Below are 18,285 nucleotides of genomic sequence, written 5' to 3'. Positions count from 1 at the left end.
GGGTGCCTGCGCCAGTCCTTGTCCATCACGATGCCTTGACTGGAGACATGCTCGCCGTTGGGAATGCCGTCCCGGTGGCGTGGCCCGCACGCCGCCTCGTAGTGACTCTTATGCTGGCGTGCGACCGGTTGATGAACACGCAGTGCCGCAACTAGTATTTCCCCTACGCGGCATTCGTCACGATAATGCGACAACGGGCCGAGCAACCACATTCTCGGCCACCGGACTGCTCATGAGGTGGCGGCATACCCATCCTTCGCGGGGCGCCACGGGTAGCCGAGCCCGACTCCGGTCTCAGTGCGCGTACCTCGCGAACGTCGATTGAAACTTGTCGCTATGCGCTCCGTCGGCGAGCAACACCTGCAACAACAACCGAGCCTTCTGCGGCGACAGCGCCCCGGCCATGACCACTCCGCGCGAGATCAGGTCCTTCTCGCTGCCGGGGTAGTCGTAGTGCCGATCCGAGGTGCCGCCACTGGGTATACGGGTCGCGACCACGACGGGCGTGCCGGCATCGACCAGTGCCGCCAGGCGCGGCACCGCGTCGGCCGCGACGTGGCCCATCCCGACGCCGGCGACGACGAGCCCGTCGAGCGTTCCCGCAGGCAGTGCGTCCAGCAACGTGAAGTCCTCGCCGACGCCGCCCATCAGGATCGGCACGTTCGGCAGCTTGGCCGGCAGCTCGCCATGCCGCGCGGCCGACCGCTCCAGCGGCCGGTACAGCAGGCGCACGTCATGCTCACCCACGAGCGCCACCGGGCCCGAGGGCTCCGAGGTGAAGGCGTCGATCGAGCGGGAGGACGTCTTGGTGACCTGCTCGGCGAGGTGCACGGAGGCATCGAAGACGGCCAGCACGCCGAGTCCTCGTGCGGACGGGGCAACCGCGGTGCGCACGGCGTCGCGGATGTTCGCCGGCCCGTCGGCCCCCGGGGCGTTGCTGGGTCGCATGGCGCCGGTCAGCACGAGCGGCGCGTCCCGGTCCCAGTAGAGGTTCAGCAGGAACGCGGATTCCTCGAGGGTGTCGGTGCCGTGGCTGACCACCACGCCCGTCGCGCCGTGATCGACGGCCTCGCGGGCGTTTCGGAGCACGTCGCGCAGGTGCTCGGGGCGCACCGACGGGGAGCCGACGTTCGTGATCTCCCGATGGGTGACGGCCACGCCGTCGATGACCGACGGTGTCAGCGACGCTCCCGCGGATCCGTCCGGGGCGGCGCCCAGCCCGGCCGCATCCTGCGACATGAAGATGGTGCCGCCGAGCGACAGCAGGCTCACCGAGCTCACGACAGGTCCGGCTCCTCACCCAGGTAGAACGCGGCGGTGCGCACGGCGGCCTTGCGGGCGGGCTTGCGGTCCGCGCCGGAGGCGACGTGCGCGGCAGCCCACGCATCGGCCGTGGCTCGGGTGAAGTCCGCGCCCTCGTCGGAGGCGGCGAAGCCGCCCAGCTCCGTGAGCAGATCGGTCGAGGGGTTCTCGAGGTGCAGGGCGAGGGCGTACAGCGCGCCGTCCCAGCCGCAGCCCGTGGCGGCGGGCCCGAAGGTGCCCCAGTGCGCGTCGACGGGCACCGTGTGCCGCAGCTCGAAGCGGGAGCCGCCGCTCTCGGCCTCGGAGATCAGCAGTTCCATCTCGCTCGTGGAGCCACCGAACTCCCAGGTCAGCTTGAGCCGGTGGGGCTCCTCGGCGCTGAGGACGGTGCCCTGGGTCTCCATGTCCGGCAGCTCGAAGCGGCCGCCGTCCTGCAACTCCCCGTCGGCCCGGCCGAACCAGAGGGCGAGGCGATCGGCGCTGGTGAGGGCGGCCCACACCTCGGCGGGCGGCGCGGGGAGGTCCTGCGCGAGGGAGATGACGTGCCCGTGCGGGGCGGGGATCACCGTGCGGGTGACCTCGGTCAGCTGGCTCTGGGGGGTGGGGGTGGCCATGGGGGCTCCTTCGTCGGGGGACGTCGAGGTCCACTCTGTCAGGTGGTGCGTCGCAGGCGCACGATGACCTCGGCGTGCTCGGTGTGGGGAAACATGTCCACCCAGCGCCCGGCGACGATCCGCAGCGAACTCATCGCGGAGAGGTCGGTGGCCAGGGTGGCGGGATTGCAGCTGGAGTAGACGACGTCGCGCACACCCGATCCCTCCAGCCAGGCGGCGAGGTCAGGGCCGATGCCGCGGCGGGGCGGGTTCACGATGACCACGTCGGGCGGGCCGGCGGAACCCTCGGCCTCGCGCCGGGCCCAGGCGGTGGCGTCGTCGGCGAGGAAGGCGACCGGCAGCGCGGCGCCCTCCGCCGCGGCCCGAGCCCCGTCGATGGCCCGCGCGGAGGCCTCGACGCCGGTGACGCGGGCATGGGGCACGGCCCGGGCGGCGTGCAGCGCGAAGCCGCCGAGCCCGCAGTACAGGTCCCAGATCCGCGGGGCCGCATCGTGCTCGGCGGCGATCTCGGTGATCCACGCTGCGCCCTGGCGGTACAGCTGGCCGGCGACCTCGGTGTTGGTCTGCAGGAAGGACTGCGGGGCCGCATGCAGCGTGACGTCCCCGGTGCGCACGGCGATCGACGGCGCCCCGGCGAGGTGGATCTCCTGCTCGCCCTCGACACGGGTGGTGTGCTCGGGATGGATGTTCGCGCTGACCGCGACGATCGACGGATGCGCCTGCAGCAGTCGCGGAAGGTGCTCGCGGATCCGCCCCAGCGCCTGTTCGGAGCGCAGCACCAGGCGCAGCAGGTGCTCACCATCCGGGGAGGCGGTGATCAGGACGTTCTTGATCTCGCCGCGGCGACGGGCGACGTCGTACGGCGGCACCTGCGCCCGACGGATCAGCGCCTTGACCCCCTCGAGCACCTCCTCGACCCCGGAGGGATACAGCGGGCAGTCGCAGAGGTCGGCGCCCGGGGCGCCGCCGGCCGCGCGGGGCAGGGAGAGGATCGGATCCTGGGCCGTGCCGCCCACGGCCATCTTCCCGCGCGCCCGGAACCCGGCCTCGGGGCCGACGATCGGCTCGCCCCACTCGGCGCCCGATGCGAGATACGGGGCCAGCAGGGCCTCGACGCGAGCGCGGCCCTCGGTGATCTGCCGAGGGCGGGGGAGGTCCAGCAGAGTGCACGAACGGCACTCGCCGGAGTCGAAATGATGGCACCGCACCGCAGAAGTCTACGAGGCGGCGCGCGTCGTCCGTCGGGCCTAGCGACTAGCCTCACGGTCAGGTCAGGAGACGCGGCCGGACTTCCTCGGCAGAGGCCGCGCGGCAACCGGAACCGAACCCGGTGCCCGTCGAGGAAGACCTGGCCGGAGTGCGCCCGCACCTCCGGCAAGCAGGCCCACCAGGGCCGGACTCGGAAGGCACTGGCATGGACACTCACCACTCCCACCGCCCGCACCCGCAGGATGAGCCCGCGGACATCGCCGCGACCTGGCGCGACCAGCAGATCGAGCTGGTCCTGCCCGGTGTCGGCGCGATCACCGCCTGCGCGGATCCGCGCCTGTTCCAGGACCCCGACCCTGAACCCCGGGCCGAGCCCGACGAGGGCTTCCGCCGCCGCGAGCCGACCACCCCGCCGGATCCCGGGCAGGTCCGCGCCACCCTCCAGGCCAGGCCACCGCTCGAGCTCGAGCACACCTGGCTCGTGGTCCCGGCGCTCGGCCCGGTGCTGCCCACGCAGCAGAGCGAGGGGATGATCGTGGCAGATCTCAGCGGATGCACGTCGCCTGGCGAGCTCCGCCCGGGCGTGCCCGGTCGCGAGCCCGGGGTCAGAAAGCCGGCGCGCAGCTCTCGGGAGCACTGGTGGTATCGCGTCCCGTCAGTCGCCGCGGCGCTGCGCGTCCGCGGAACCATGGCCGGGCACGGCGCTCTCGTGGGATCGGGCCGGGAATGGTTCGAACCGGCCGTCGCCGCCCGCGTGGACCTGCTGGCCGCCCACCCCGATCAGGCGCTCGAGGTCGCGCTGAACGTGGCGCGCGAGCACGGCCAGGCCGCCGTGATCCGCCTCGGGCCGGCGGGCCTGGACGTGATCCCCACCGGGGCCGATCCGCGGGTGCCGCACCTGGAGGCGATCGACGTGCTGGTCACGGCGAGGCCGCCCCGGTGCCCGCTGCGGGGCACCGATGACGCCGAGCCGTGCCGGCCCCACGGCGGCCCGTGGATCGAGGCCGCGCAGCGCGCCCAGGTGAGCTGGGAAGCGCGGCGGTCCCAAGCGCTGGCCGTGCAGGAGTGCGGGGTCTGCTTCGGCGAGGCGCTGCCACCAGAGCCGGATCAGCCCCAGCTGCCGCGCCTGGCGCTGCGGACGCCGGTCCCGTTCATCGACCGGCTCCACCTGCGCAGCGGCGAGGAGGTGCGGATCGATCCGCTGCGATAGAGCGCCGGCCGTGCTCCGTCGGGCGGCTCAGCCGACGGGCGGGCCCACGATCAGCAGCACGACGAACACGACCGCCACCACGGCGATCGCGATCACGGCGGCCGGCAGCGGCCGGCGCAGGGCGAGCGAGATGAGCTTCGTCGGCGCGGACCGGCCGGGTTCCTGGCGCAGGCGCCACGTGGTCCCCAGCAGCCCGCGGCGCTCCGCCCACAGCTCGAAGGGCACGGTGGCGAAGGGGATGATGGCCGAGACGACACCGAGCACGACCTGCCCCACCCGCCAGCGCTGATCGACCGCGACCAGCACCAGGGTCAGCAGGAAGGCGAGGAAGACGAAGCCGTGCAGGCCGCCGCCGATGCTCACCAGCAGCTCCGTGCTGCGCACGACGTACTTCAGGAACATCCCCGCCAGCAGCAGGGCCCACGTCACCGCTTCGGCGACGGCGACGATGCGGAACAGTCGCGACGGGCTGAGGACGGACGGGGCTGCGGAGGTCGTGGCGGTCATGGCCGACATGGTGCCAGGCGGTGCTGAGCCTCCGCCGAAGGCGGGCACGGCCGTCGACTTTCGGCGGATCCGTCACCGCGTCGCCGCCCGCGAGGCTGGGGCCATGACGACCACCACCATCCCCGGAGAACTGTTCCTCCTGCTCACCGATGACGCCGGCCGCCAGGAGGCGACCTCATCGCGGAAGGAGGCCGTGGCCGCCGCGGCGGTCGCCGAGCTGATGCTGCGCGAGAGGGTCCAGCTCAGCGAGGAGAAGCAGCCGCGTGTGCAGGTCACGGACACCAGCTCCACGGGGATCCCGGTCATCGACCAGGCCCTCGGCGCCCTCACCGAGCTGGCACCCGGCCGGCTGCGATCGGTGATCTCGCACCGGTGGATGGACCTCACCGAGGTCACCGGCGAAGGGCTCGTCGCCGCCGGCGCGCTGCGACGCAAGGACGGCTGGTTCACCACCACCTGGCCCGCGCACGACGACACCCTCGAGACCGGACTGCGCGCCCGGCTCGGCGCCGCCGTGGCCGACCCCTCGAAGGCCAGCCTGCAGGACGCGATCCTGCTCGAGCTGCTGCGCGCCCTGGGCATCGCCCACCGGATCCTGAAGGACGACATCGCGGGCATGTCCCGTCGCGACCTCGATCGCGCGATCCAGGGCCTGGCGGTCGATCACCCGGCGGCGCGAGCGGTGAAGCGGGCCATGGACGACATGACCGCCGTGATGATCGCGACCACCGCGGCGACCACGACGGTGATCACCTGAGACGCCTCGGGCGGGCCGTGACGTGGGGTCGCGTCACGACCGGCTGCCGGGGTACTGCCTCTCGCTGAGCAGCTGGGCGAGGTGGGCCGCGTTGGCGGCCAGCGTGCTGTTGGTGGAGGCGACCGCATCGGGGACCTTCTCGAGGTCCTTGTAGTCGCCCGGGGTCATGGCCTCGCCGTTCCAGTACGTCCCGCCCTGCGCGGGGATGGTGAACCCGATGTCGTTCAGGGCCTGGAACGTATCGGCGATGATCTTGTGGGCCCCGTCCTCGTTGCCCACCACGGCGGTCACGGCCACCTTCCCGAACATCCGCGGCCGCTGCTGCTCGTCGAGGTCGGACAGCTCCGCGTCGAGCCGTTCGAGCACCCGCTGGGCGACGCTGGACATGTGGCCCAGCCACGTCGGGGTCGAGAGCACCAGGATGTCGGCGGCCTTGATGCGCTCGAGGATCTGCGGCCACTGATCACCCTCACCCATGTCGGCCTGGACGCCGGGACGGACGTCGTAGTCGACTACGCGCACGGCGTCCCCCGTGACGCCATGGGTGCCGAGCTCGTCGAGCACATGCTTGGCCATCACGTCGCTGCTGGAATCGCTCGGGGACGGCTTCAGCGTGCAGACCAGCGCGATCGCTTCCAGTGTCCTGTTCATGCGTGCACCCTCCTCATCTCGTGCGCCTCGCGAGAGGCGGGCGGTCGTCGGTCCCCGGTGTTCTCCACCGGACACCGGGACTCTACGCACCCGCTCAGGAGCGCGTCCGCTGCGCCGATCGGTCGGTCGGTCGGGTCTCACCGGCGCCGCGTGGTGCGCGCCGTGGCCGGGGCCTCCCACGGATCCTCGGGCCACGGATGCTTGGGGTAGCGCCCGCGCATCTCCTTGCGCACCTCCCGGTAGGGGCCGTCCCAGAAGGAGCGCAGGTCATCGGTGATCGCGAGCGGGCGGCGCGCCGGGGAGAGCAGATGGAACAGCACCGGCACCCGCCCCCGCACCAGGCGCGGGGTCTCGGCCAGCCCGAACAGCTCCTGCAGCTTCACCGCGACCACGGGACGGCCGTCCTCGGCCTCGGGCGGCGGGTACTCGATCCGGGCGGTCGAGCCCGACGGGACGGCGAGGCGCTCGGGGGCCAGGTCATCGAGCTCGGAGGCCTCCGGCCACGGCAGCAGCAGCCGCAGGCCACTGGTGGCATCGACAGCGGAGAGCGTGGTGGTGCGCGCGGAGACCTGCGGCGCGAGCCACGTCTCCAGCCGTGCCAGTAGAGACTTCTCGTCCATGGCGGGCCACGGATCGCCCAGCTCGCGGCGCACCAGCGCCAGCCGCGCCCGCAGCCGCCCTGCGGACTCCGACGCCTCCAGCGCCTCCAGGCCTCTGGAGCGCACGTGGTCCAGGACAGCGGGGACGGCGTCCTCAGTCGTGGCCGTCACCGGGGTGGAGGCCAGCTCGATCGCGCCCAGCCGGCGGCGCCGGCGGGCCCGGACGGTGCCGGAGTCGAGGGTCGCGGAGCGCTCGGTGACCAGCAAGTCCGCTCCGGCGGCGAGGGCATCCTCCTCGGTCAGCGGGGCGGCGGTGCGGATCACGGCCCCGGTCCCGTCGGCCGCGCGGCCGTCGGCCCGCTGGACCTCCCACACCGCCAGCCAGTCGCTTCCCAGCAGGCCGCTGCCCTCGGGCAGTGCGGCGCGAGTGCCGGAGGCCAACAGGTACGAGCGAGAACCCTCCGCGATCCGGCGGGCAAGGCGCTCGGGACGGGCGAGGGCCAGCACTGCGCCGGCCTTCTCGGCGGGCGAGACGCCCGTGAACGAGGGCACCGGCTCGCCGTCGGCCGCAGGGGTGCGCGCCTCGCGGGCGATCCGGGCCAGCCGGTCCCGTTCCCGTGCCCAGCGATCGGCGCCGGGCGCGCGGCCGGAGCGCAGCTCCTGCAGCAGACGGGGGAGGTCCGCGCCGACGGGACGGTGGTCGTCGGAGACCGCGGCGACGATCTCGGCAGCCTGCCGCGCGGCCTCCCGCCCCGGCAGCGCACGAGCCCCGTCGAGCAGTGCCCGCGCCTCGCGCACCCCGACCGGCAGCCGCGCCACCCGTCGGCCCCGTGCCGTCGGGCGGCCGTCCTCCTCGACCAGGCCGAGAGCGTGCAGCGTCGACTCCGCGGCGGCGATCTCGGCGGGCGGCGGGGGAGTCAGCAGCGGCAGGCCCTTGCCGCGCGGGGTGCCCCAGCAGGCCAGCCACAGGGCGGCGTCGGTGAGGTCGGTGCTGGTGATCTCCGGCGGGGACTGGGCAGGCATCCCGACCAGGTCCGACTCGGCGAAGACCCGCACGGCGCGTCCCGGTCCGAGCCGAGCGGCGCGGCCGGCCCGCTGATCGGCGGCTGCGCGGGAGGCGCTGACGGTGACCAGGCCCGTCATGTCCCGGCCCCGGTCGCGGCGCACCTCGCGCGAGAGGCCCGCATCGACCACCAGGTGGACGCCCGGCACGGTCAGGGAGCTCTCCGCGATCGAGGTGGAGACCACGATCCGGGGCGGCTCGCCGGGGCGCCGGCCACCGGTGGCGCGGTCCTGCGCGGCGGCCGGCAGCCGACCGTGCAGCGCCAGCACCTCGACCTCGTCCCCGCCTCCGTGGCCGATGAGCCCCTCGAGCCGCGAGACCAGCTCGTCGACCTCGCGGGCGCCCGGGACGAACACCAGCGCGTCGGCCCCGGAACCGGCCTGGGCTCTCACGGCCGTGCGGGCCAGATGATCGAGGTAGTCGCGGGTGACGCCGCGCGCGTCCAGCCGCGGCGCAGGGGAGGGGGCGTACTCCACGCTGAGCGGGTGCAGGGCGCTGGGGACGTCGACCACGGCGGCGCCGTCGAGCACCCCGGCCACCGCCTGCGCGTCGAGCGTCGCGGACATCGCGCCGACCAGCAGATCCTCCCGCAGCTGCCGGGCCTCGGAGAGCATGCCCAGCAGCAGGTCGGTCTCCAGGGAGCGCTCGTGGACCTCGTCGAGCACGACGGCGGCGACCCCGGGCAGCTCCGGCTCGGCCAGCAGGCGCCGCAGCAGCACGCCCGGGGTCAGCAGCTCCAGCCGGGTCGCCTCGCCCACCTGCCGCTGGCCGCGCACGGTGAAGCCGACGGGTCCGCCCGGTGCGCTGCCGTCCAGCGACGCGATCCGCCGGGCCGCGGCGCGCACGGCGACCCGCCGCGGCTGGGTGACCAGGGTGAGGCCGCCGGACAGGTTCGCCACCAGCGGCGGAACCAGCGTCGTCTTGCCGGTGCCCGGCGGGGCGGTGACGACCATCGCCCCGGTGCGTGCGGCCGCCTCGAGCTGGTCCCGGGCCCCGGTGACCGGGAGGCCGGCGCCGATGCTCTGGAGGTCGAAGCGGTGCGGGGAGGGCGTCACGTGGGCGGTCAGTCGATGAGGTCGAACTCGACCTGCTCCGTGTCGCTGCAGACGCTGGTCACCGCGATCGTCCACAGGTCGATCGTGACGGTCTCGCCGAGGGCGATGTCCTCGACGGGTCGCGGCTCTCCGTCGCCGACGGCCGCGGTGAGCTGGGCGTCGTCCCCCTCGATCCCGGTGAGCTCGATGGTCACGGATTCACCGGCCCGCTCGGGCAGCTCGGGCGTGGCGGCGGTGCCGACCTCTGCGAGGTAGGTGCCCTCGCCGTTGCAGGCCGCGGGCGGCTCGAAGCCGTCCGGGGCCGGGGTGACGGGGTAGGCCTCGACGGGGATGGCGGCTTCCGTCTGCCCGCCGCCGTCGGGGGCCTCGGAGCCGCCGTCGGACACCGAACCGCCATCGGAGGCGGAGCCGCCGCCGTCGGACGCCGCCGGAGGATCCTCGGGTGCCGGGCTCTCCCCACCGCTGCATCCCGCCGCGAACAGCGAGAAGGCGAGCAGGGCCCCGGCGAGACGGGCGCGGGACGAACGGGACGACGTGGCGCTGGTGGGCACGCGTGCACCTCCGGGGAGCGATCCTGGCTGACGGCGCCCACGCTACTGGACCGCCCAGCGCATGCCACCATCTGGGGGTGGGAAGCGCCGCTGACCGGGGCAGGCGCCCGACACGGTCACCGGAGAGGAGGACAGCAGACATGGGGCAGAAGAAGAGGCCGCCGACCCCGAAGGCGCCGACCCCGAAGGCGCTGCGCGGGTTGAAGGACCCCGCCCGCACGGTGCGGCCCGTCGACTACACCGCCACCGGTCGCCGCGCCCCCGAGCCTCGCCGCGACCCTGCACCGCGCCGGGCCCCCGAGCCCCGCCGCAGGCCCCGGACCATCGAGCCGCCCCGCCAGGCCCCTCCGCCGCCACCGGACGCCGTCCACACCCTCCGGGCCGAGGACCCGCGGCCGCTGCCGCGCCCGCTGCGGATCGCGGAGGAGGACATCCGCAGCGTCGGCATCCGGGACATCACCACGGAACGCATCGTCCACGTGGTCGCCGATCCCGAGGACGCCTGGACGGCCGACGCCGGCACCAGCGACCACTTCCTGCGCGGGGACCTGGTGGTCCAGGTGCGGCGCGCCGACAACGCCGTGATCGGCGTGTTCAGCGCCCGGTACGCGCTCTCGGTGCGGCCCGAGGACTACGAGCCGGCCCTGGACATCGCCGAGGAGGCCGCCGGTCCCGGCGCGCGCGGCGGCAAGGGCACGCGCCACCCCACGACGCGGCGGGAGCTGCTGCGGCGGATGGAAGCGGCCGGATTCGTGGTCACGCCCGGCGCGGGGCACGGGCGGGTGAGCCATCCGGATCATCCGGGCCTGTTCGTCCCCTTCGCCTCGACCCCGTCGGACCGCCGCTTCACGCGGCACGCCGTGGCCCAGATCCGGCGCGTGTTCGGGATCGACCTGCGGCGCTAGGTCTCTGCAGGGATCCCGGAGAAGAAAGTGCCCCGGCCCGTCCCCACGGGCCGGGGCCATCCCTTTCCCCCGCGTCCCGGACGAGCGGAATCCGCCTCCTCCTCAGTCAGCGGTTCCTCCGGTGACGCGTTGGGAACGAGTACACACGCTCTCCTGGAAAATGCACTGCAACAGCGCTGTTCATTCCCTGGGAGGGGCGCTGGCCTGCACACTCAGGGAGACGTGACCGAGGGCGCGCAGCAGCCGGACCAGCCGATCGAAGCCGATCGTGCCGGCCACCACACGCAGCACCACCACGTCGTGGGAGGGGGCGTCCTCGCCGTCCTCCGCGCCGCGCATGGAGATCACGTCCTCCCGCGCGATCTGCGCCATCGGCTCGGCGTAGCGCATCAGCAGATCCACGTCGGTCGGCATCTCCCATCCCTCCAGGGTGCGCAGCAGATCGTCCAGGGCGCGCCGGGGGATCGAATCGACATCCGGCCAGCCCAGACGCTCCAGCACGACGGCCACCGACGGGTGCTCGGGACGCTGCGACGCCGCCTCCAGCGCCTCCGGGGCGGCGCCGAGGGCGATCGCCTGGGCCTCCTCGAGGGCGTCGAGCAGCGGGCGATCGGGGTCATCGAGCATCGCGGTCAGCCGGCGGATGCGGGCGATGGGCGCATCGGCCACCTCGCGGAGCACCTGGATCAGCTGCAGACGCTCGAGGTGGCGGGGGCCGTACTCCTGCCGGGTGGCGGTCACGCGCTCGCCGGCGGGCAGCAGGCCCTCGCGCCGGTAGTACTTGATCGACGCCGCGCTGCAGCCGCTCACGGCCGCGAGCTCCTGCAGGAACATTCCTCCGCCCGCCTATGGATAGTGGGATCAGCGCCGACTATCTTGATGGCGCCGCGTTGGATAGCCACACTATCGTGAGCGTCGTGGACACTCTCACCCCGGTCATCGCCGTGCACGCCGTCGCCGCCCTGTACGTGCTCCTGCTCGGCCCGCTGCAGATCCTGCGACGGCGCCGCGACCGGGCCCACCGCATGCTCGGCACGTCCTGGGTGGTCGCGATGGTGGTCGTGTGCGTCTCCAGCTTCGGCATCATGCACGACGGCTTCTCGTGGCTGCACGGGCTGTCGATCTGGACGCTCATCTGCCTGGTGCTGGCGATCGGCGCGATCCGCCTGCACAACGTCCCCACCCACCGCGGGTTCATGGTCGGCTCCTACCTGGGCACACTCGGCGCATTCGCTTTCGCGGCCCTGGTGCCCAGCCGGCTGATCCCGCACCTGCTGCGCAGTGAACCGCTCGTGGTCGCCGCGACGGTGCTCGCGGTCGCCGCGGCGGTCGCCCTGTTCGCGGCGCTGACGATCCGCAGTGCGCCGGCGAAGCCGACGCCGCGCCCGAAGGTCACCGCAGCCTGAGGCCCCGGACCGGTCGCCCGGCCGGTCCAGTCAGACCTCGACCTCCATCTCCTCGCCGCCGGTCGCGGTGTAGTCCATGTAGCCGACGGAGGTGATTTCCGTGCCCTCGGCGACGTCGGCGTACAAGGTGACCGCGAGGCTCCCGCCTGCGGGGACCGTGTTGGTGCCATCGGGCGTGCTGCCCACGGCGACGTGGTTGGGGGTGCCCACGTCGTCGTAGAGCGTGAAGTCGGTGGTGCTGAGGTCGAGGTCCTCGTCGGCCTCATTGGCGATCTCGACCGTGACCCCGAAGAACACGCCGTTGACCGGTTCCTCGGTTCCCGCGTCGGTCTGGATGTCGGGCACCTCTCCGCTGTTTGTGACGCTCAGCGAGACGGTGGGCTCGGCACTGGGCTCCTCCGACGGTTCGGTGGTCTGGTCCTCCGTCGGCTCGGTCGTCGAATCCACGGAGGGCTCATCCGTGGGCTCGTCGGTCGACTCGGTGGCGGTCGTCGGCTCGTCCGTCGCCGGATCGTCCGGCTCGCGCTGGAGCAGCCAGAACCCACCTCCGGCGAGGGCGATCAGCACGAGCGCGAGCAGCAGGCAGCCGCACCCGAGCGCGATGTACAGCGGGGTGCGTCTCTTGGCGTGCGGCGAGCTCGGCATGCCGTAGGGGCTGCTCAACGGAGGACCTCCGGTGTGGGGCGTGAGGAATCGGGCGACTCGGGCTCACGCTATCTGGCCGGCACCACCGGGGCCATGGGGAGGAGTCCCCACCGGGAGGCGCCGCAGACCGAATCGGGGCGGGTCGTCGCGGGGAAATATGCACCCGTGCGCGGAACGCGTGGTTGACTGTCGCCACGCATCACCATCGAGACGACGCCCCGCCGGGCGGACCGAGACGTCCCCGACATCGATCCGCAGGTCGGGACCATGAGGAGTCGAGAGCATTGCTCAATCGATTGCACGACGCCCTGCACCTGCGCACATCGCCGGTGATCTTCTTCAGCTCGGCGGCGATCATCATCGCCTTCGTGCTGGGGACGATCTTCTTCACCGATCCGCTCGGTGCTGCGACCTCCGCGGCCTCGACGTGGCTGATGACGAACCTCGGCTGGTTCTACATCCTCGGCGTCAGCGTCTTCCTGGCGTTCCTGATCTTCATCGCCCTGGGCCGCTTCGGCCGCGTCAAGCTGGGCCCGGACGAGGAGCCGCCGGAGCACTCCGGAGGCGCCTGGTTCGCGATGCTGTTCGCCGCCGGCATCGGCTCGATCCTCATGTTCTGGGGCGTCGCGGAGCCGATCAGCCACTTCGGCGACCCGCCGCGCGCCTCGGACCTCGGCATCGAGGGCGGCACCGTCGAGGCCGCCCGTGACGCCATGAACTTCACGTACTACCACTTCACGCTGCACACCTGGACGATCTTCACGCTGCCGGCCCTGTGCTTCGCGTACTTCATCCACAAGCGCAACCTGCCGCCGCGCGTGAGCTCGATCTTCCAGCCCGTCCTGGGCGAGGGCATCCACGGCCCCATCGGCAAGCTCATCGACATCGTCGCGATCATCGGCACCGTGTTCGGCATCGCCGTCTCCATCGGTCTGGGCACCCTGCAGATCAATGGCGGCCTGCACCAGCTGTTCGGGATGCCGGAGAACGCCGGCTGGCAGCTGATCATCATCGGCGTCGTCAGCGGCCTGGCCCTCATCTCCGTCTCCCTCGGCCTGGACCGGGGCATCAAGATCCTCTCGAACATCAACATCGTCACCGCCGTGCTGCTGCTGATCTTCGTGCTGTTCGCCGGCGGCGCGACCCTGTTCGTGCTCAAGGGGACCATCGAGTCGTTCGGCAATTACCTCGTCGCCCTGCCCGAGCTGGCCCTGTGGAACGACACCTTCGCCAACACCGGCTGGCAGAACACCTGGACGGTCTTCTACTGGGCCTGGACCATCACCTGGTCGCCGTTCGTGGGCATCTTCATCGCCCGCATCTCCAAGGGCCGCACCATCCGCCAATTCGTCTCCGGCGTGCTCGCCGTGCCCTCCGCCTTCTCGGTCGTCTGGTTCGGCATCTTCGGCTTCTCCTCGTTCAACATCGAGCTCAACGGTGACGGCGGCCTGGTCGAGACCGTGGTGGACAACGGCGACGTGCCCGGCGCGCTGTTCTCCTTCCTCAGCCACTACCCGCTGGCGACCTTCGTCTCCGCCGTCGCCATCGTGCTGGTGATCGTCTTCTTCGTGACCTCGGTGGACTCCGCCGCACTGATCACGGACTCGATGGCCAACGGCCACGAGGACTACAACCCGCTCGGCCAGCGCATCTTCTGGGGCGTGGCGATCGGCCTGGTCACCGCGACGCTGCTGGTCTTCTCCGGCACCGGGGGCCTCGAGGCCCTGCAGTCCACGATCATCCTTGTCGGCCTGCCGTTCTTCGTCATGGGCTACTTCCAGATGTACGCCCTGTACCGAGCGCTGCAGGAGGACGCCGGCGAGCTGCCGCGGATGCGCACCCGCGAATGGAAGCAGGTGCTGCCGCCGGAGGAGTACGAGCGTCGCGAGGACGACGACGACTACGACACCGACGAGATGGTGGTCGAGCCCGAGGCGATGGGCGAGGCCCCGGTCATGCGCGATCCCTACGAGGAGGACGGCAACGGCGAGGACGTCGAGCCGGTCGACGGCCCCGCCACCCTGCCGGCCCGCACCGGCAGCGGCCGGGCCGAGCTGCCCGAGCACGGCCGGCCCGAGGGTCGCTGAGCCCATAACACTGTTCGCCCCCGCCCTGGTTCGAGACCGGAGCGAGGGCGAACGTTGCTCGGGGAGGGGTCAGCGCTCCGTGGCCGGGGCCTTCCTCTCGGCGCTGCGGCGGTAGTAGACCGCCAGCAGCGCGCCCGAGAGGTTGTGCCAGATCGAGAACACCGCGCCGGGCAGGGCCGCGGCCGGGCTGAAGGCGCTCGCGGCGAGCGTTGCAGCCAGCCCGGAGTTCTGCATCCCCACCTCGATGGAGGTGGTCCGCGCGGCGCGCTCTCCCTGCTTCAGGGCGCGGGCCAGCCAGTACCCGGCGAGGTAGCCGACGGCGTTGTGCAGCACGACGGCGAGCAGCACCAGCGCGCCCGCGGAGATGATCGTCTCGGTGCTGCCGCTGACCACGGCCAGGACCACCACGGAGATGCCGGCGACGCTCACCCACGGCAGCGCCGGCAGCACCCGGTCCACGAGGCGGCTCAGCAGCAGCCGGATCACGACGCCGGCGACGACGGGGATCAGCACGATCTGGACGATGGACAGCGCCATGTCCCCCGCGGCGACCGGCAGGTACGAGCCGGCCAGCCACAGCGTCAGCAGTGGGGTGAAGACCGGCGCGAGCAGCGTGGAGATCGAGGTCATCGTGACCGAGAGGGCGGTGTCCGCCTTGGAGAGGTAGGCGATCACGTTCGAGCTGGTCCCGCCCGGTGCGCAGCCGACCAGGATGACGCCGACGGCGAGCTCGGGCGGCAGCTGCAGCAGCAGCGCGATCCCCAGCCCCACCAGCGGCATGATCACGAACTGGGCGAGGATGCCGATCAGGATGGGCAGCGGCCGCCGGGCGACCAGCGTGAAATCGGGGATCGTGAGGGTCAGCCCCATCGCGAACATGATGATGCCCAGGAACAAGCTGATCAGCGGCGCGATCGCCTGGCCCGCGCTGGGCACGAGGAAGGCGAACAGCGCGGCGAGGACGACGAGGGCGGGGAAGACGGTGACCGCGAGGCGTGCGGAGCGGTCCTCGGAGGTGCGGGCGGCGTCCGCGGGGGGAGAGTTCGGGATCTTGGTACTCATGCGAGGCAATGTACCGCCCAGTGAGACGTCATCCTGAGATGTGGACGTCAGGTGGTCGCGTGCCCCCGGCGGAGGCCCGGCTCAGGTCCGCTGCCGCGCCGGCACCGGCCAGGCGTGCACCGGCTCCCCGGTCTCCACGGCCTTTCGGTACAGGCGCGTCATCTCCGAGAGCGCCTCGGGGCGGCTCGCTCCGCGCACCTCGAGCGAGGTGACGGTGTCGATCTGCCAGCGGGCGCCGTTGCGGCCGGTGCGGGCGCGCGCGGCGAGCAGCTCGCCGTAGTGGTCGACCACGTCCCCGTCGGCCCCGAGGTCGCGCAGCCCGTCCATGGCCTGGGGGATCAGGTGCTCCTGCAGCAGATCGGCGACCCGGACCCGGCCCACCTTGGGCCAGCGCACGCGCGCCTCCAGACCCCAGCGGGCGCACTGCTGGAAGGTCTCGTCGGCCTGCTCGAAGCTCATCCGCGACCACAGCGGCCGGCGCTCGTGGACGAGAGCGTGCATGAGCCCGTAGAAGAAGGCGGCATTGGCGGCCATGTCCGCGGCCGTCGGCCCCGCCGGCAGGATGCGGTTCTCCAGCCGCAGGTGGGGGACGTCCGTGCCGGGGTCGTAGATGGGGCGGTTCCAGCGCCACACCGTGCTGTTGTGCAGCATCAGCTCGTGCAGGCGCGGCGAGGAGCCCTCGGTCAGCAGCGGTTCGTCGGCCATGTCGCGCGATTCCGGGATCAGCGCCGGGAACAGGCGCACGTTCTCCTCGAACAGGTCGAACATCGAGGTGATCCAGCGCTCGCCGAACCACACGCGCGGGCGCACGCCCTGGTCCGCGTACTCCGGCGGGCGCGTGTCCATCGACTGCATGAACACCGGGATGCGGGTCTCGTGCCACAGCCGCTTGCCCATCAGGAACGGCGAGTTCGCCGCCAGCGCCACCTGCGGGCCGGCCACGGCCTGGGCCGCGTTCCAGGCGTCGGCGAAATCCTCCGGCGGGATCTGCAGGTGCAGCTGCAGGGAGGTGCACGCCGCCTCGGGGCCGACGGAGTCGAAGGTGGCGTCCAGCCCCTTGCCCTCGCCCTCGATGCGCAGCTGGATCTCCTCGCCGCGCGCCTCCATGACGCTCGCCTCGAGCACCTCGTACCGGGCCCCGGGGGCGCGCCAGGAGTCGTCGGCGAACAGATCCTCGGTGATCGTGGGCAGGTGCCCGATCGGCACGATGCGCGCGCCGTGGGCGGTCGCGGTGCGATCCGCGCGCTCGATGCGGGCGGACAGCGCCTCCTCGAGCTCGCGCAGGCCCGGGCCGCCGGGGTGGGTGACGGGCAGGTTCGTCTCGACGTTGAACCGGCCCACCTCGTGGACGAAGTCCTCGTCGCCGAGCTCCTCGAGCACGGTGTCCGCGAGCAGCGCGGGGCTGAAGTCCTCGGCGTCGGCGAGGTTCATCTCGAGCTCGACGCCGACGGTGCCCTCGTCGATGAACTCCGCCGAGTCCAGGAAGGACTCGAAGACGTCGAGGTTGCGGCGCAGGACGCGCCGGTAGAAGGTGCGCTGACTGCGCGTGAACTCGGTCGAGCCGACTTCGCGTCCCATGGTGACCTCCCGGCCGGGGGTGGATGCTGCGGCTCATCCAAGCATGGCCGCGTGCGCGGTGCGCGGTCGCCGACGCGGATCGAGACCGAGCGGTCAGCGGGGCGGCGACGGACGGGCCTGGGCGAACGCTGGGGGCCGGAATCCTGTGCTTGCGGTGGAGACCGAGCCGCCGGATAGTGGTCGCCGTCACAGTCCCGGTGGCGGGCGCTGAAGGAGGAACTCCCATGGCCGGCACGATCTCCACCCCGGGGAAGCTGCTCGGGGAGGTCTCGCTGCACGTGGAGGACACCGGGGACCATGGCAGACCCGTCGTGCTGCTGCACGGCTGGCCGCTGTCCTCGGCCTCCTGGGTCCGGCAGGTGCCCATCCTGCGACGGGCCGGCTACCGCGTGATCGCCTACGACCGCCGCGGGTTCGGGCGCAGCAGCAAGCCGGCCACCGGCTACGGCTACGACACGCTCGCCGACGACCTGGCGGCGGTCCTGGAGGAGCTCGACCTGCGCGAGGTCAGCCTGGTGGGGTTCTCCATGGGCGGGGGAGAGGTGGTCCGCTACATCCGCCGGCACGGGGGGGACCGCCTGCGCAGCATCGTGCTGGCCTCCGCGGTGACGCCGATGATGCTTCGCACCCCCGGCAATCCCGACGGGCCGCTGCCCCCGGCGCAGGCCGCCGGGATGGCCAAGGATCTCGCACTGGACCCGCCCGGCTTCTACGACTCGTTCCTGCGCGAGGTCTTCTCCACGGCCGACGGACTTCAGGTCACCGAGCAGCAGCTGGCCGATGCGCTGGCGATGTGCCACCAGGCGACCCGGCCGGCCGCGCTGGCGACCATGGACGCCTTCGGGCGCACGGACTTCCGCAAGGACCTCGAGCAGGTCACCGTGCCCACCCTCATCCTGCACGGGGACGGCGACCGGACCGTCCCCTGCGACGGTTCCGCGAAGCGCACGTACGACGCCGTCGCCCACAGCGAGATCCACGTGATCCGCGGCGGACCCCACGGCATCCACCTCAGCCACGCCGCCGCGTTCAACGGCGCGCTGCTGGACTTCCTCGCCCGCTACCCCGGCAGCTGCCGGTGACC

At 72.5% G+C, this 18,285-nt stretch carries 17 protein-coding genes and 1 riboswitch; of the genes, 6 read left to right on the top strand and 11 right to left on the bottom strand.

The window, feature by feature from the left end; genetic code table 11:
- Window positions 1-294 precede the first annotated feature (294 nt).
- Genes ACFQRD_RS09905 through ACFQRD_RS09895 form a run of 3 tightly spaced genes read right to left on the bottom strand, consistent with a single transcriptional unit; the run spans window position 295 to window position 3,124 of the window.
- Complete coding sequence (locus ACFQRD_RS09905) at window positions 295-1,281, bottom strand: asparaginase (protein ID WP_377792329.1); 987 nt, start codon at window positions 1,279-1,281, stop codon at window positions 295-297.
- The gene (locus ACFQRD_RS09900) at window positions 1,278-1,916 is read right to left on the bottom strand and encodes an SRPBCC domain-containing protein (RefSeq protein WP_377792328.1); all 639 of its coding nucleotides are present in this window, start codon (window positions 1,914-1,916) and stop codon (window positions 1,278-1,280) included. The genes ACFQRD_RS09905 and ACFQRD_RS09900 overlap by 4 nt, the downstream gene beginning before the upstream one ends.
- 38 nt (window positions 1,917-1,954) lie before the next feature.
- Entirely contained in the window at window positions 1,955-3,124 is a 1,170-nt protein-coding gene (locus tag ACFQRD_RS09895; RefSeq protein ID WP_377804055.1) for a methyltransferase domain-containing protein, read from the bottom strand.
- A gap of 61 nt (window positions 3,125-3,185) precedes the next feature.
- A riboswitch (SAM riboswitch) is annotated at window positions 3,186-3,303 on the top strand.
- Between the two features lie 27 nt (window positions 3,304-3,330).
- Between ACFQRD_RS09895 and ACFQRD_RS09890 the strand changes: the two genes are divergently transcribed.
- Entirely contained in the window at window positions 3,331-4,335 is a 1,005-nt protein-coding gene (locus ACFQRD_RS09890; RefSeq protein ID WP_377804053.1) for a hypothetical protein, read from the top strand.
- A gap of 27 nt (window positions 4,336-4,362) precedes the next feature.
- On the opposite strand, the gene ACFQRD_RS09885 is transcribed toward ACFQRD_RS09890, so the two are convergent.
- The gene (locus ACFQRD_RS09885; protein WP_377018835.1) at window positions 4,363-4,842 is read right to left on the bottom strand and encodes a DUF3817 domain-containing protein; all 480 of its coding nucleotides are present in this window, start codon (window positions 4,840-4,842) and stop codon (window positions 4,363-4,365) included.
- 103 nt (window positions 4,843-4,945) lie between these two features.
- On the opposite strand from ACFQRD_RS09885, the gene ACFQRD_RS09880 reads away from it, so the two are divergent.
- Window positions 4,946-5,599, top strand: coding sequence for a GPP34 family phosphoprotein (locus tag ACFQRD_RS09880; RefSeq protein ID WP_377804051.1), 654 nt, complete (start codon window positions 4,946-4,948; stop codon window positions 5,597-5,599).
- Window positions 5,600-5,632: 33 nt separating this feature from the next.
- Here the strand turns inward: ACFQRD_RS09880 and ACFQRD_RS09875 are convergent, their stop codons facing one another.
- From ACFQRD_RS09875 to ACFQRD_RS09865, 3 genes are all read right to left on the bottom strand, one after another.
- The gene (locus ACFQRD_RS09875) at window positions 5,633-6,250 is read right to left on the bottom strand and encodes a flavodoxin family protein (protein ID WP_377792323.1); all 618 of its coding nucleotides are present in this window, start codon (window positions 6,248-6,250) and stop codon (window positions 5,633-5,635) included.
- Window positions 6,251-6,387: 137 nt separating this feature from the next.
- Window positions 6,388-8,967, bottom strand: coding sequence for an ATP-dependent helicase HrpB (hrpB, locus tag ACFQRD_RS09870; protein ID WP_377804048.1), 2,580 nt, complete (start codon window positions 8,965-8,967; stop codon window positions 6,388-6,390).
- Between the two features lie 8 nt (window positions 8,968-8,975).
- Window positions 8,976-9,518: a hypothetical protein gene (locus tag ACFQRD_RS09865; protein WP_377804046.1), complete on the bottom strand. Its 543-nt coding sequence runs from the start codon at window positions 9,516-9,518 to the stop codon at window positions 8,976-8,978.
- A gap of 140 nt (window positions 9,519-9,658) precedes the next feature.
- On the opposite strand from ACFQRD_RS09865, the gene ACFQRD_RS09860 reads away from it, so the two are divergent.
- Window positions 9,659-10,423 (top strand): hypothetical protein, encoded by a 765-nt coding sequence (locus tag ACFQRD_RS09860; RefSeq protein WP_377804044.1) that lies wholly within the window; start codon window positions 9,659-9,661, stop codon window positions 10,421-10,423.
- Between the two features lie 180 nt (window positions 10,424-10,603).
- On the opposite strand, the gene ACFQRD_RS09855 is transcribed toward ACFQRD_RS09860, so the two are convergent.
- Window positions 10,604-11,233, bottom strand: coding sequence for a MerR family transcriptional regulator (locus ACFQRD_RS09855; protein ID WP_377018843.1), 630 nt, complete (start codon window positions 11,231-11,233; stop codon window positions 10,604-10,606).
- Window positions 11,234-11,340: 107 nt separating this feature from the next.
- Here ACFQRD_RS09855 and ACFQRD_RS09850 point away from each other — a divergent pair, with 107 nt between their 5' ends.
- The gene (locus ACFQRD_RS09850; protein WP_377804042.1) at window positions 11,341-11,829 is read left to right on the top strand and encodes a DUF2306 domain-containing protein; all 489 of its coding nucleotides are present in this window, start codon (window positions 11,341-11,343) and stop codon (window positions 11,827-11,829) included.
- A gap of 30 nt (window positions 11,830-11,859) precedes the next feature.
- Here the strand turns inward: ACFQRD_RS09850 and ACFQRD_RS09845 are convergent, their stop codons facing one another.
- A complete protein-coding gene (locus ACFQRD_RS09845; RefSeq protein WP_377804040.1) occupies window positions 11,860-12,492 on the bottom strand; it encodes a hypothetical protein in 633 nt (210 codons plus the stop codon).
- Between the two features lie 266 nt (window positions 12,493-12,758).
- Here ACFQRD_RS09845 and ACFQRD_RS09840 point away from each other — a divergent pair, with 266 nt between their 5' ends.
- Window positions 12,759-14,561, top strand: a complete 1,803-nt coding sequence (locus ACFQRD_RS09840; RefSeq protein ID WP_377804038.1) for a BCCT family transporter — start codon at window positions 12,759-12,761, stop codon at window positions 14,559-14,561.
- A 69-nt stretch (window positions 14,562-14,630) separates the two neighbouring features.
- Here ACFQRD_RS09840 and ACFQRD_RS09835 read toward each other — a convergent pair whose 3' ends face one another.
- Both ACFQRD_RS09835 and ACFQRD_RS09830 read right to left on the bottom strand, forming a co-directional pair.
- On the bottom strand, window positions 14,631-15,623 hold the full coding sequence (locus ACFQRD_RS09835) for a bile acid:sodium symporter family protein (RefSeq protein ID WP_377804036.1): 993 nt from the start codon (window positions 15,621-15,623) through the stop codon (window positions 14,631-14,633).
- A gap of 81 nt (window positions 15,624-15,704) precedes the next feature.
- On the bottom strand, window positions 15,705-17,201 hold the full coding sequence (locus ACFQRD_RS09830) for a glutamate-cysteine ligase family protein (RefSeq protein ID WP_377792316.1): 1,497 nt from the start codon (window positions 17,199-17,201) through the stop codon (window positions 15,705-15,707).
- A gap of 224 nt (window positions 17,202-17,425) precedes the next feature.
- On the opposite strand from ACFQRD_RS09830, the gene ACFQRD_RS09825 reads away from it, so the two are divergent.
- Complete coding sequence (locus ACFQRD_RS09825) at window positions 17,426-18,283, top strand: alpha/beta fold hydrolase (RefSeq protein WP_377804034.1); 858 nt, start codon at window positions 17,426-17,428, stop codon at window positions 18,281-18,283.
- The last annotated feature ends 2 nt before the right edge of the window (window positions 18,284-18,285 follow it).

Origin of the sequence: Brachybacterium sp. GCM10030268, from assembly GCF_042666305.1 — a bacterium.
In the GTDB taxonomy this organism is placed as follows: domain Bacteria; phylum Actinomycetota; class Actinomycetes; order Actinomycetales; family Dermabacteraceae; genus Brachybacterium.
This window is presented reverse-complemented; position numbering and strand designations above follow the sequence as displayed.